Source organism: Acinetobacter sp. YH12231, from assembly GCF_013417755.1.
In the GTDB taxonomy this organism is placed as follows: domain Bacteria; phylum Pseudomonadota; class Gammaproteobacteria; order Pseudomonadales; family Moraxellaceae; genus Acinetobacter; species Acinetobacter amyesii.
In genome coordinates, this window is the sequence record NZ_VPDJ01000021.1 from 59,412 (window position 1) to 73,272 (window position 13,861).

Below are 13,861 nucleotides of genomic sequence, written 5' to 3' on the forward strand. Positions count from 1 at the left end.
TGGGCTTTTTTATGTTTAAGTTTGGCTTAGACCAAATCTGCAACTGCAGAAACGGTATGTCCTAGGAAATAACCGATACCGAGTAATAATCCAATCCAGATAAAACCACCTAGCACGTTATAAAACATAAATGTGCCAAGGCTCATGCGTGCAGATCCAGCAGCAAAAGGCGCAAAAGAACGTACAAAAGGTACAAAGCGTGCGACTAAAATCGTTTTACCGCCATGCTTCATAAAATATTTATTGGTTTTGACCATATATTCGGGCTTAAAGTAACGTGTGTGCTTATTAAAGTACTTAATGCCTAGCACGCTGCCCGTATAGTAATTGACGCAGTAGCCCAAGACCGATGCGACAAATAACATCAGCCCCATGGTGTGTAAATGCACCACTTCCGTCGTTGAACATAATGCGCCGATGGCAAGCAACAGGCTGTCTCCCGGCAGGAAGAACATAAATACTGAACCCGTTTCTGAAAATATCACCAGAAATAAAATGGCATAAATCCACACACCATAATTTTCCAATAACATGGGTAACCACTGTTCCAGATTCAGTAAGAAATCAATCATTATCACCTGTCTGATTATTCATCATATATGTCATTCCGCGACGCATTATCACCAAAAATAAAAAAACAGTCTAATTTTTCAATCAGACTGTTTGGTTTTCTTCGGTATCAACTTATTTCAAGAAGCCATTTTCAGCGAGAAAATCTAAGCTAATTTTTGATTGCGCTGTGGTCTCAGCGGCTTTATCACCAAGCAATAAACGCTCAATATAACGTGCTAAAACATCCACTTCCAAGTTCACTTTAGCCCCAGCCTTCCACGTACCGATATTGGTTCGTTCAGCCGTGTGCGGAATTAAATTTAAGCTCAGCACATTACCTCGTAAATGGTTAATCGTCAGGCTAATACCATCCACGGTCACAGAGCCTTTTTCCGCTAAATAGCGTGCAATTTCTTTCGGTGCGGTCACTTCAAAATAAATAGAACGCGCATCTGAACGAACTTGAGTGATTTCACCCACTGCATCGACATGACCACTGACAATATGTCCACCAAAACGCGTAGTCGGCAACATGGCTTTTTCCACATTCACCGCCTGCCCTGCTTTCCAGTGTTCCAAGGTGGTACGATTTAAACTTTCACGTGATACATCGGCTGCATACCAATTACTGCCAAAGTCGATCACGGTTAAGCAAATGCCATTGGTGGCAATAGAATCCCCCAAATGCACATCCGACATGTCTAAATCTGTCTGGATACGCAAGCGGACATCGCCACCCACGTTTTGAATGCTTTCAACTTTACCTAGACTTTCAATAATGCCTGTAAACATGTTCAATCCCTGAAAAATATGGGGCGATGATTTTTACCACAAATCAAGTTGCGTACTCACACCAGAGGTATCGACACCACCCAATTCTGCAAAATGGTGCAATTGACTCAACAACTGACGGATCGGTGGACCTGATTTGGCATGCGTATCCGTGATGACAATAAACTCTAGTACGCGTGCACGTTCAGACTGACGCTGCTTACTCACGCGGTAACGTGGTACATCTTGCGTCAATAAGCTTACTCGGCCACGTTTTAAATTGGCTTGTAACAAATCTGTGGCGCTGATATTACCATCGGTTGAATAGCTCGTCAGGATGTAACGTGCATTGATGGTTTCTAATAATTTTTCATAAGCTTCTTTCGCATGCTTCGAAGAATTATATGGACTTGGACGTTCCTTACGCCATGCACGGTCGATTCCACTCTTAAAGCCTTTGGTATCTGGCGTTGGTAAATCCACCTGATCCCATAACGTTAAGGCATTCAACACATGGTAGTTACTGCTGTAAGCGTGCTGGTTATACGGTGGATCGAGATAAGCCACATCCACTTCAAAGCCACTCATTTGATTGGCCAAATGCTGTGCGTCGACACACCACATTTCAGCGGCGGGTTTTTTCGGATCACCAATTTCACAAAAACGACTTGGAGTCAGCCATAACAATGAGCCGATACGATCCAAGGCCGCTTGGGTTTTACCGCCCCAACCATGATGGAAGCTTTTAAATACACCGCTGGTATTACTGACAAAACTTGCTGAGTACAATAACGGCGCTAACAAAGCACTCATTTCCACATCATCAATCGCGCCTTGAGCCTGCCAAGTTGCAATTTGCTGACGAATCGCATCGATACGCATACCGTTACGGCGTTTAAAGAATAAGCGGTCACGTGCAGGATCGTAGATTTCATCATTACGTGGACACAAGTTATGGGTCACCCAACCTTTAACTTCTGGCAAACGGTTCAGATAATCAATCGCTTTCTGATAGCCACCCAACTCTTTAAACGCTGGTGCTTCAACGCAAGAGAGAATCGCGCTGTTCAAGGCATGACTGTAAGGTTCCCAGTCATTGGCAATAACACGATAGCCGTTTTGACGTGCCAACCGTGACACCACACCCGAACCTGCAAAAAAGTCAGCAAATATCGGCGCACGACCATCTTCGCGTTTTAAGGTTCCCGTTTGCTCAAGTGCTTCTAAAATCAGATGTAATAGACGGCGTTTGTTTCCCAAATAAGGAACCAACTGATGGAAAAGATATTCGTCTGTGGTACGAGCCGCATGACGACGTTTGTGATAAACCGTAGACTCTGAATTCATAGCGTCTCTTGAGAAGGGATTAACCTTAAGCGAATGTCATCACCCAATTGAGTGACATCTTTCAGCTTAAATCGAAGCTGCTCTGCCATGCGGTCAAATTCCGCATTAAACATCGCACGTGCTGACTGACCCAACAAGGTCGGTGCAACATAACTGATCATTTCATCGATCAAATGTTCTTGTAAGAAAGCGGTCGAAAGTGTCGCACCAGCTTCCACAAGTACATCATAAATTTGGAACTGTTGAACACAAACTGCTAACAGATCGGCCAAGGGCTGAATTTCAAATTGTACCACGCCCAAGTCAGCAAGTTCCTGACGATATGGCCCCATGACCATCACGGTTTCAGGTTGCTGCAATATTTTTGCAGTTAATGGCAAGCGGCCTTGGCGATCTAGCACGATGCGTTTCGGCTGAACCACGTTATGCATGTCAACATCGTCATCGAGCTGACGTACGTTGAGTAAGCAATCATCGGCTAATACTGTTTCAATCCCAGTAATCACAGCACCTGATATCGCACGCCAATGTTGTACATCTTGTCGCGCCATTGCACCCGTAATCCACTTAGACTCACCCGAGGCCATCGCTGTGCGTCCATCAAGGCTCGATGCGACTTTGAGGCGGACATAAGGCATGCCCGTCGCCATGGCTTTTAAAAAGCCCAAGTTCAATTGATGCGCTTCTGCTTCACAAATACCCGTAATCACTTCAATGCCAGCATCACGTAGGATTTGTACACCTTTACCCGCAACCAATGGATTCGGATCGGGACAGGCCACAACGACTTGAGCAACACCTGCTTCCACCAAGCCTTTGGCACAAGGTGGTGTACGTCCATAGTGTGCGCAAGGCTCCAAAGTCACATAAGCGGTTGCGCCACGTGCGGCCTCACCTGCATCACGCATTGCAAAGACTTCTGCATGCGGTTGACCCGCTTTGGGATGGAAGCCTTCACCAACCAATTGACCGTCTTTGACAATCACACAGCCCACATTGGGATTGGGACGAGTGCTGTATTGCCCCTGCTGTGCCAATGCAATTGCACGCTGCATCCACTGTTGATGCTGCTGCAACGTCACTTGATCTAACTCAGACATGTAATCACTCATGATAAAAATGGAAGCAGATGTGCATTAGTGCTCACGCTGCTGCATTTGTTCAATTTGACGACGAAAAGCTTCTACATCTTGGAAGTCTTGATACACAGAAGCAAAACGTACATAAGCCACATGATCTAAAGCAAACAAAGACTGCATGACAATTTCACCAATGGTGCGTGATTTCACGTCACGTTCACCCAAACGGCGAATTTGCAATTGAATATCACTGAGTACCGTTTCAATTTGCTCTTGCGTTACTGGACGCTTTTGCAAGGCATGCATCAGCGAGCGGCGGAGCTTGGCTTCATCAAAAGGTTCGCTCTTTGAATCAGACTTGATGACACGCGGCATCACCACTTCATAACTTTCAAAAGTTGTAAAACGTTCACCGCAACTAATACATTCACGGCGGCGGCGTATCTGACAGCCTTCAGCAGCAAGACGTGAGTCAATCACTTTACTGTCTTCAGCGTTGCAAAATGGACAATGCATAACGGTTAAATTGAACAAATCCGAATGGATTTAGAGTGTAGCAAAAATTTTGAAATTTGTAGAGCTTTACGCTAGATATGGAAAAAAAACAGCCCTTTCGGGCTGTTTTACACAATATATTGATTTACTGTGATCTTATTATTCTACACGTTCACCATGTTGACTTAAGTCTAGACCCATACGTTCGTCATCAGCTTCAACACGGATGCCAATCACCAGATCAATCACTTTCAAGATAATGAATGTCATCACTGCTGAGTAAGCAATAGTCGCTAGTACACCTTCGACTTGAACCCATAATTGATGCATTAAGTTGCTCGGTGCTTTATCACCCATGATGAATTCGCTGGCAAAGAATGCTGTAAGAATCGCACCCACGATACCACCGACACCATGTAGGCCAAACGCATCCAAAGAATCATCCGCTTTCAACGCACGTTTCAGCGCAGTAATACCCCAGAAGCAAACCACACCACCGATCAGACCCATCGCTAGAGCGCCGCCAACTGTTACAAAACCAGCCGCAGGTGTAATCACCACAAGACCTGCTACCGCACCAGAAGCACCACCCAAGACAGACGCTTTACCACGAACTACTTTTTCAGTAATTAACCATGCCACTGCTGCTGCCGCTGCTGCAACTTGTGTTACCACCAATGCATAACCAGCGGAACCATTTGCACCCAGTGCAGAACCACCGTTGAAACCGAACCAACCTACCCATACAAGGCTTGCACCGATGACAGTTAGCGTTAGGTTATGTGGTGCCATAGATTCACGGCCAAGCCCCATACGTTTGCCAAGCATGTACGCTGCAACGAGACCCGCAACACCTGAGTTGATGTGAACAACTGTACCACCCGCAAAATCAAGCGCACCGTCGTTACCTAACCAACCACCGCCCCATACCCAGTGGGTAATTGGTGCATAAACCACGACACTCCAAATTGCGATGAACGCAACGAAAGCACCGAATTTCATACGTTCTGCAATCGAACCGCTAATAATGGCAACAGTAATGATGGCAAATGTCATTTGGAAAATAACAAAAAGAATCTCTGGAATCGTACCGGACAAGGCTTCTGTGGTGATGCCCGACAACATAAATTTGTCTAAGCTACCGATAAAGGCATTACCTTCACCAAATGCTAAGGTATAACCCACAATCACCCACGTTAAGCTCACGACACCTGCCGCAACAAAACTGTGTGCCATCGTGCTGAGTACATTTTTCTTACGGACCATACCGCCGTAAAACAATGCTAAACCGGGAATTGTCATAAGTAGAACAAGTGCAGTGGATACTAAAATCCATGCTGTATCACCTGTATCGAGCTTAGGTTCTTCTTCTGTAGGTGCTGGTTCTGCAGGTGCTGGCGCTGCTTCAACTGGAACTGCAGCTTCTGTTGTATTTAGCGTTGTTGTATTTGCAGTATCAACTACTGTGACTTCTTCTGTAGGTGCTGTTGCGCTTTCTTCAGCCCACGCAACAGAACCACCTAAAAGTGCACTGGACAAGCCGAGTGCAATTAGCATTTTTTTCATTCGTATCCCCCGACCTGATTTTCTGAGTTATTAGCTACTCAGCAAACTTCATGCCAATTTTTTAAACGGCATCTGCACCTGTTTCACCAGTACGGATACGGATGACTTGTTCCAGATTGCTTACAAAAATTTTACCGTCGCCAATTTTTCCTGTGCTTGCAACACGAGTAATTGATTCAATTACGGTATCGACCATTTCATCACTGATTGCGATTTCGATTTTTACTTTTGGTAAGAAATCAACCACATATTCAGCACCACGATAAAGTTCAGTGTGACCTTTCTGGCGACCGAAGCCTTTAACTTCAGTGACAGTGATCCCTTGAACACCATTTTCAGAGAGTGCTTCACGCACGTCATCTAATTTAAAAGGTTTTACAATTGCAGTTACGAGCTTCATGTTTTGTTTTCCTTCGGCTTATTTCACCTGTAAGGTTTTATGTTCAATTTTCATGCCAATATGACTACAGTCGGGGGAAAATAGTCAGCCCAGCATGAGATTTCTTTATAACCTATTTTATACGGATAATCTTGCGTATGCTTATAAAAATAGACGTTTTTACTAGAAGAATTACGATTTTACTGATCGATTAAACGCATATTTAAATAAAAGCACTATGGTCATGAATGTGGCGATGTTAAACTGCTGCCACCAATTCACTGAGGATGGTCAAAACAATGATTGAAACCTTATTACAAGCGATATTAGAACAAATCGATCAGCCGAAAAAAGACGTCGAACATAATCTTCGCAGCTTACTCAATGAAGCTGTGAGCAAAATGGATCTCGTATCTAAAGAAGAAATCGAACGCCAACGTACTGCACTGAATAATGCCAATTTACGTTTAAATGAATTGTTGAAACACGTCGAAGAACTCGAACAAAAAATTCAGAACAAAAAATAAGCACCTTTTTAGTGCAACAAAAGACGCATAACGATTAAAAATAATGCACCATAACGGAACAATAATATGTCTTTTGCCAAAATCTATACTCGGGGTTTGCTCGGCTTAAATGCACCCCAAATTGAAGTTGAAGTTCATGTCAGCCAAGGCCTACCGTCATTGACCATTGTGGGCCTACCTGAGGCCGCCGTCCGTGAAAGTAAAGACCGTGTCCGCTCTGCGATTATTAATAGCGGCTTTCAGTTTCCGACCAAACGTCTGACCATTAATCTAGCACCCGCAGATTTACCCAAAGATGGTTCACGTTTAGATCTCGCCATTGCTTTAGGGATTCTGATCGCGTCGGGACAACTTCCTGAAAATGCAGCAGATGGTTTTGAATTTATTGGAGAATTGGCACTTGATGGTTATTTACGACCTGTCAGTGGCATCTTAAGTATAGCCATTGCCTGTCAGCATATCGGGCATCATCTGATTCTACCAGCACTCAATGCCGATGAAGCGGCGCAACTGCCGGAGTTCCAAGTCTTTCCTGCACAGCATCTTAAGGATGTATGTGAACATTTAAGTCGTTCAGCCTTAATCAGTAGCCACCCTTCAACATCGTCAGCCAATCAACACAGTTACCCTTTTGATTTATCTGATGTGAAAGGTCAACTGAGACCACGTCGTGCTTTAGAAATTGCGGCGGCTGGCGGTCATTCCCTGCTATTTCGTGGCCCTCCAGGCACAGGTAAAACTCTACTCGCCTCGCGTTTGGCCAGCATTCTTCCGCCCTTAGATATGCAAGAAAATTTGCAAGTCGCGAGTATTTATTCCATTGCAGGTGCAAATCATCATTTTGGGCAGCGTCCATTTCGTGCGCCGCACCATACTGCGTCTGCGATCGCCCTCGTCGGTGGAGGATGTCACTTACAAAAATAAAAGCTAGTTTACAAAAATAGAAGCTAGTCAAATATATAAAAATAGACTATTAATAACTCATAATTTCTTTTTTATAATAACCTTTATTAGAGTATATTCTGATATGACCTCTATTGACTCATTTCCTGATGATGAAATCGAACGAGTTGTCTACCTATATAGTTGTTTAAAGTTAAATTCGAGTTCTGAATCTGACAATATATTAATTGAAGTTCTACTTGTTGAGCTTGATGCGGCAAACCCTAATCGTTTAAATGTATCTGAAAATTCTTACAACAAATATGATGTCACTTTTCGAGATTTGGATACAGTACAAATTGGCACAATATGGAAAGGCCAAACACGAATAGAGGGAAGAAAATTCTCTTTTAATAACTGTCTGAGAACAGTTAATTTTGAGTTTGATTTTTCCATTAACGAACCAAAGATCATTAGATTTGATGCTAAGATTCCTGATTCAGACGAATACTACTTATATAATGAAAAAATATTCATTCCTAAAAATGAATACAGTGCAAATGTGCCTTTTAGATATTACCCATTTTTAATGAGTAAATATTGTATTTTAAAATCAAATGATAATATCGAAGTACTTACAAGTTGTATTCATTCACTCCATGCTTTTTATATCCCTGCAAGAAAGGACATTAGAGGCCATATCATCAATGAAAATTACAGTATTTCACATATAGTTGATTTATTTTTAGAAAAATATGAAATTCAAAATGTTGAAAATGTTGAAAATGTTGAAAAAATATCTGTTGTACTGAAAAAAAATATGGTTAAAACCATAGGAAAAGAAGCGATCACATTTTTGGCAAATCTAGCACTAAACAAAAACACCCAAGAAAAAGTGCTAAATATACGAAATTCGTTAAATGACATAAAACTCGATAAAACTGGAAAGCCATATCCATCTAGATTTCCTAGTGTAATTCCTCCGCATTCAACAACAATGAGCTTAACTGCCGAAGGTATTTGGCTTGAAAATGGAAAACGATTTTTAATTACACACGTATCTAAAGTTTCTCCTATTGCTGATTTTCCTATAGTAGCTTATGCACCTGTAACAGAATCAGAGGAACAGATAGAAACCATTGATAAAGATAAAGTTCATAGACAAGGTCGAAACAAAAAAAAACGCAATAACACTCGTATCAACACCCAAGAAGACCCATCTCACAACAGAGGTGAAAATAAAAAACAGACTGATATTTCAGTAGATTTTACTGACTTCGATATTGAGATTATTGAAGAAGTAATTGAAACTGAATCAAATATACAATATATTGAAAGTAAAGAAAAAAATGAAAATAAAGATGAAGAATCATCAGGCAACCGTTATGGCAATAGAAAGAATAAACCTACAAAATCTGAAAATTCAGAAAAAAAACCGAATAAACTAGATGTAGATGATCTTGCTCTTATATTTAGTAGTTTAAAAAACATTGAAGCTAAAAAAGATTCTACTAAATTAACTAAAGTATCTTGCATTGATCAAAGTGGAAATCTTTCAGACACCTTTTCACTTTTACAGATAAAGCCCATCGTTAAATTCCCTATTCATAATACTTGGATTAACGATGACGTTGGAAGATTACTTTTGTTTTTAAAGTTAGAGTTAGCCGAATTTCATGATCATCTTTACCTTATTGATATTAAGAAAAATAACAAAAATAATGAAGCATTTTGTTTTTTTCTATTTATTACCAAAGAGATGCTTAATGAAAAAAATATAACCATGATTTGTGAAGCAATTGAGGGGAAAAAAGGAACAAAAAAATGGTTCGATATTTGCAAGACTAACTTCAATCAAAAAAGAGCCATGAAGCACATGCATACTGACCAAGCTGATTGGGTTGCAAGTTTTAATAAAATTTTCAAAATATTAATAAAAAAGAAAAAATTATAAATAGAGAATTAAATTTACTAAAATATGCTTCGTATTTATTGAAGAATTACGAAGCAGCTTGTTTTAAAACTTCTACTTCAAAATGATCCATTAGCTTCTTTATTACTTCTTTTTAAATAGATAACTCATATAAAGAATAGTATGAAATATATCTAAAACTTCCAACAGGTTTCTCAATCAACCAATATTAATAAAGTTATTATAAAACAATAATTTAGCTTAACAAAATCAAGTGTTTATTATTAATAATAGTTTCAGCCAAATTAAAATTACTTCCCATTTAACAGTTTTCTCCACACAATCTCCACATAACATTAGCAATTCATAAACACTGCTATTTCAAAATAGTAGCATCTAAAACTCTCTCTGAAAAAACATGCAAACATGTCATCATTTAATAAGTTCAATACTTATTACAACTGTACTTTTGATCGGCTGTACACAATCCAAAGATGCTGAACAGTCCGCAGCAGAAATGCCGCCGGTGGTGGTCAGTACCATCACTGTATTACCGCAATCTATGAATGTAATTGAAAATCTTCCCGGCCGTGTTACAGCTTACCGGATTGCTGAAATTCGTCCGCAAGTAGGTGGAATTGTTGATAAAGTGCTTTTTAAACAAGGCTCTTATGTGCAAGCAGGTCAACCACTTTTTAAATTAAATTCTGAAATCTTTCAGGCAGATGTAAAAAGCAATCAAGCTACTTTAAACCGTGCACAAGCTGAGGTGACACGTTTGCAGGTGCTGTTAAAACGCTACACTGAATTGGTAAAAGTAAATGCGGTTAGTCAGCAGGAATACAACAATACGGAAGCAGATTATAAAAAAGCAAAAGCCGATGTGGCGCAAATGCAAGCTATGTTAAGTAGACAGCAGCTCAATCTTAAATATGCCACTGTCACAGCACCCATCTCAGGAACGATTGGTGAAATCTTAGTGACTGAAGGTGCATTGGTTGGTCAAGGCGATAGCAATGCGATGGCCGTAATACAACAGATTAATAAAGTCTACGTCGATGTAAAGCAATCAATTAGTGATTATGAAAAGCTACAGGAAGCTTTGCAGCAAGGTGACGTGTCAAACATCAAACATACGGTTGAAATCCTGAATAGTCAGGGTAAACCTTATAATGTCACAGGTGAAATCCTATTTTCAGATACTAAAGTTGATCCTGACACGGGTGATGTCACGATTCGTATTCTAGTCAATAATCAAAATCAAAAACTTTTGCCAGGCATGTATGTTCGAGTCAATATGAGCCGAGCTCAAGTTGAAAATGCGCTGTTAGTACCTGAACAAGCGATTCAACATGATATTAATGGTAAAGCCAATGTTACGATTGTTAATCAAAAAGGTTTAGCGCAAAGCAAGCCTATTCAGCTTGGTCAACGTTATCAAAATAGCTATGTAGTAACACAAGGATTACAAGCAGGCGAAAAAGTTATTGTTGAAGGCGCTGATCGTATACAGCCTGAGCAAAAACTAAAAATTAAGCAGTGGCAACCTACAAATACTCAGGAAAGTGGAGGCAAGAAATAATGTCTCAATTTTTCATTAAGCGTCCTGTTTTTGCATGGGTGATCGCTTTATTTATTATTTTGTTAGGTGTACTCAGTATTCCCAAGTTACCTATTGCAAGATTTCCGAGTGTTGCGCCACCACAGATCAGTATTACTGCAATCTATCCAGGTGCTACCCCAAAGACACTGAATGATAGTGTTGTGACATTGATTGAGCGGGAAATGTCAGGTGTCAAGAACTTACTGTATTACAGTTCAAGTTCGGATAGTTCTGGAACAGCAACAATCACCGCAACCTTTAAACCAGGCACAGATGTAGAACTGGCACAAGTTGATGTACAAAACAAAATTAAAGCCATTGAGTCGCGCCTACCCCAAACAGTTCGACAACAGGGGCTGATGGTTGATGCTGCATCATCTGGTTTTTTAATGATGATGGGGTTGAGTTCACCAAATGGCAAATATAGTGAAATTGATGTCAGTGACTATATGACTCGCTATGTAATTGAAGAATTAAAACGGGTCGAAGGTGTTGGTAAAGTCCAAAACTTTGGTGCTGAGAAAGCCATGCGAATTTGGGTCGATCCAGACCGCTTGGTCTCTTATGGATTGAGTATTCAAGATGTGAATACAGCCATCCAAAACCAAAACTTGCCGATATCACCGGGTCGTATTGGTGATGTTCCTGCGTTGAAGGGGCAACAAATCACCATTCCTTTGACTGCTCAAGGTCAATTAGAAACTGTAGAGCAATTCAAGAACATTAGTTTACGTGCTCAACAAAATGGTGCCATTGTTCGATTATCGGATGTTGCTCGTGTCGAAATTGGTGCGCAAATGTATAACTTTGCGATTTTAGAAAATGGTAAAGCCTCTACAGCTGTGGCGATACAAATGAGTCCTGGTGCCAATGCTGTTAAGACTGCAGAGGGTGTAAAAGCAAAAATTGAACAATTAAGTCTAGCATTGCCTGATGGTATGAAATTCTCTATACCTTACGACACTGCACCTTTTGTAAAAGTTTCGATTGAAAAAGTAATCATGACATTGCTTGAAGCTATGGCTTTAGTTTTTATTGTCATGTTTATTTTCTTACATAATGTTCGATACACCTTAATTCCAGCGATCGTTGCACCGATTGCATTGCTTGGCACATTTTCAGTCATGCTACTTGCAGGTTTTTCGATTAATGTGCTGACCATGTTCGGCATGGTGCTTGCGATTGGGATTATTGTCGATGATGCGATTGTGGTCATTGAGAATGTTGAACGAATTATGGCGACAGAAAGTTTATCTCCAGTTGAAGCCACATCTAAAGCCATGAAGGAAATTACCAATCCGATTATTGGTATTACCTTAGTGTTAGCCGCTGTATTCTTGCCGATGGCATTGGCGTCAGGCTCGGTGGGGATTATCTATCGCCAATTCACCATTACCATGTCAGTTTCCATTTTATTCTCAGCTTTCCTTGCATTGACATTAACCCCTGCGTTATGTGCAACAATGTTAAAACCGATTGATCAAGACCATCAGAAAAAAGGTGTTTTTGCATGGTTTGATCGCAGTTTTGAGAAGCTGAACAATCGCTACGAACGTAGTTTATTTAAAGTAATTAAACATAAAACCCTCGCAATGTTATGTTTCTTAGGCATTGTCATTGTGCTGATTTTTAGTTTTAAACACGTTCCGACTGCGTTTATGCCAGAAGAAGATCAGGGGTGGTTTATGACTTCAATTCAGCTTCCTGCGGATGCAACTCAAGAACGTACCCGTAAAGTCGTTGCTGAGTTTCAAAATCATTTAGACCAAGAAACGGGTATTAAAGACAATATGGCAGTCTTAGGTTTTGGTTTTAGTGGTTCTGGTCAGAATACAGCGATGTATTTTACTAATCTATTGCCATTCGAAGAGCGTACTATTACGGCACAAGAAGTCGTGAATAATGCAAATATAGCGATGGCTGAAAGTTCAGAAGGTCAAACCATGTCTGTGTTACCACCAGCCATTGATGAATTAGGTAACTCATCTGGTTTTTCACTGAGATTATTAGATCGTGGCAATATTGGCATGCCTGCTTTAAGAGAAGCGCAAGATCAGCTTTTAGCATTAGCAGCACAAAGTAAAATCGTGGCGGAGGTCTATCCTGAAGGTTTGCCAGATGGCAGTTCTGTACAGCTTAAAATTGATAGAGATAAATTGCAGGCATTAGGTGTTAATTTCAGTGATGTGACCGATATTATTTCAACCTCAATGGGTTCGATGTACATCAATGACTTTCCAAATCAAGACCGCATGCAGCAAGTCATAGTGCAGCTTGATTCCAAATCACGCATGAGTATTGAAGATATTCTTCAGATTAAAGTGAACAGTCAAAGCGGTAAATTGGTTTCAATGTCTGAAATAATTACACCCATTTGGCAACATTCACCACAACAATACAATCGTTACAACGGTCGTCCATCATTGAGTATTTCTGGCAGTCCAGCAGCAGGTGTATCTTCAGGACAAGCCATGACTGAGATGGAAAATTTGATTAAACAGCTTCCGAAAGGTGTGGGTTATGAGTGGACTGGGATTTCTCTAGAAGAAAAACAGTCGGAATCACAAACCTTGTTTTTATTACTGTTGTCGATGTTAGTCGTTTTCCTTGTCTTGGCAGCACTTTATGAAAGCTGGTCAATTCCATTCTCTGTGATGCTAGTTGTCCCTCTAGGGTTGATTGGCGCCTTTTTAGCAGTAATGTTACGTGGTATGCCAAATGATATTTTCTTTAAGGTCGGCATGATCA

The 13,861-nt window shown here is 40.7% G+C and carries 11 protein-coding genes and 1 pseudogene; 5 read left to right on the forward strand and 7 right to left on the reverse strand.

The annotated features are described in order from the left end of the window. Window positions 1–26: 26 nt before the first annotated feature. The 7 genes from FTV11_RS13360 to glnK all read right to left on the reverse strand — a co-directional run bounded on the left by FTV11_RS13360 (window position 27) and on the right by glnK (window position 6,210). A complete protein-coding gene (locus tag FTV11_RS13360; protein WP_078189460.1) occupies window positions 27–572 on the reverse strand; it encodes a VTT domain-containing protein in 546 nt (181 codons plus the stop codon). 112 nt (window positions 573–684) lie between these two features. Next, window positions 685–1,344, reverse strand: coding sequence for a riboflavin synthase (locus FTV11_RS13365; protein ID WP_078192598.1), 660 nt, complete (start codon window positions 1,342–1,344; stop codon window positions 685–687). A 33-nt stretch (window positions 1,345–1,377) separates the two neighbouring features. Next, window positions 1,378–2,670: a DNA adenine methylase gene (locus tag FTV11_RS13370; RefSeq protein WP_078189462.1), complete on the reverse strand. Its 1,293-nt coding sequence runs from the start codon at window positions 2,668–2,670 to the stop codon at window positions 1,378–1,380. Next, window positions 2,667–3,770: a bifunctional diaminohydroxyphosphoribosylaminopyrimidine deaminase/5-amino-6-(5-phosphoribosylamino)uracil reductase RibD gene (gene ribD, locus FTV11_RS13375; RefSeq protein ID WP_180074143.1), complete on the reverse strand. Its 1,104-nt coding sequence runs from the start codon at window positions 3,768–3,770 to the stop codon at window positions 2,667–2,669. The genes FTV11_RS13370 and ribD overlap by 4 nt, the downstream gene beginning before the upstream one ends. A gap of 36 nt (window positions 3,771–3,806) precedes the next feature. After that, a complete protein-coding gene (gene nrdR / locus FTV11_RS13380; RefSeq protein WP_067763170.1) occupies window positions 3,807–4,265 on the reverse strand; it encodes a transcriptional regulator NrdR in 459 nt (152 codons plus the stop codon). Window positions 4,266–4,403: 138 nt separating this feature from the next. Further along, window positions 4,404–5,810, reverse strand: a complete 1,407-nt coding sequence (locus FTV11_RS13385; protein ID WP_180022078.1) for an ammonium transporter — start codon at window positions 5,808–5,810, stop codon at window positions 4,404–4,406. A 61-nt stretch (window positions 5,811–5,871) separates the two neighbouring features. Beyond that, window positions 5,872–6,210: a P-II family nitrogen regulator gene (glnK, locus tag FTV11_RS13390; protein WP_067763174.1), complete on the reverse strand. Its 339-nt coding sequence runs from the start codon at window positions 6,208–6,210 to the stop codon at window positions 5,872–5,874. Window positions 6,211–6,488: 278 nt separating this feature from the next. On the opposite strand from glnK, the gene FTV11_RS13395 reads away from it, so the two are divergent. The 5 genes and pseudogenes from FTV11_RS13395 to FTV11_RS13415 all read left to right on the forward strand — a co-directional run. Continuing rightward, entirely contained in the window at window positions 6,489–6,716 is a 228-nt protein-coding gene (locus FTV11_RS13395; protein WP_078189551.1) for an accessory factor UbiK family protein, read from the forward strand. A gap of 66 nt (window positions 6,717–6,782) precedes the next feature. Beyond that, window positions 6,783–7,622, forward strand: a pseudogene (locus tag FTV11_RS13400) (YifB family Mg chelatase-like AAA ATPase); the annotation flags it as partial. A gap of 121 nt (window positions 7,623–7,743) precedes the next feature. Further along, window positions 7,744–9,552, forward strand: a complete 1,809-nt coding sequence (locus FTV11_RS13405) for a hypothetical protein (protein ID WP_046267466.1) — start codon at window positions 7,744–7,746, stop codon at window positions 9,550–9,552. 376 nt (window positions 9,553–9,928) lie between these two features. Next, the gene (locus FTV11_RS13410; protein WP_077109212.1) at window positions 9,929–11,092 is read left to right on the forward strand and encodes an efflux RND transporter periplasmic adaptor subunit; all 1,164 of its coding nucleotides are present in this window, start codon (window positions 9,929–9,931) and stop codon (window positions 11,090–11,092) included. Then, window positions 11,092–13,861 (forward strand): multidrug efflux RND transporter permease subunit (locus FTV11_RS13415; protein ID WP_180074145.1); only part of this gene is annotated, 2,770 nt, incomplete at its 3' end. The genes FTV11_RS13410 and FTV11_RS13415, both read left to right, overlap by 1 nt.

Bases quoted from the DNA above. Each gene is read 5' to 3' on its own strand.
- FTV11_RS13360 (WP_078189460.1), bottom strand. From the start codon at position 572: ATGATTGATTTCTTACTGAATCTGGAACAGTGGTTACCCATGTTATTG.
- FTV11_RS13365 (WP_078192598.1), bottom strand. From the start codon at position 1,344: ATGTTTACAGGCATTATTGAAAGTCTAGGTAAAGTTGAAAGCATTCAA.
- FTV11_RS13370 (WP_078189462.1), bottom strand. From the start codon at position 2,670: ATGAATTCAGAGTCTACGGTTTATCACAAACGTCGTCATGCGGCTCGT.
- ribD (WP_180074143.1), bottom strand. From the start codon at position 3,770: ATGTCTGAGTTAGATCAAGTGACGTTGCAGCAGCATCAACAGTGGATG.
- nrdR (WP_067763170.1), bottom strand. From the start codon at position 4,265: ATGCATTGTCCATTTTGCAACGCTGAAGACAGTAAAGTGATTGACTCA.
- FTV11_RS13385 (WP_180022078.1), bottom strand. From the start codon at position 5,810: ATGAAAAAAATGCTAATTGCACTCGGCTTGTCCAGTGCACTTTTAGGT.
- glnK (WP_067763174.1), bottom strand. From the start codon at position 6,210: ATGAAGCTCGTAACTGCAATTGTAAAACCTTTTAAATTAGATGACGTG.
- FTV11_RS13395 (WP_078189551.1), top strand. From the start codon at position 6,489: ATGATTGAAACCTTATTACAAGCGATATTAGAACAAATCGATCAGCCG.
- FTV11_RS13405 (WP_046267466.1), top strand. From the start codon at position 7,744: ATGACCTCTATTGACTCATTTCCTGATGATGAAATCGAACGAGTTGTC.
- FTV11_RS13410 (WP_077109212.1), top strand. From the start codon at position 9,929: ATGCAAACATGTCATCATTTAATAAGTTCAATACTTATTACAACTGTA.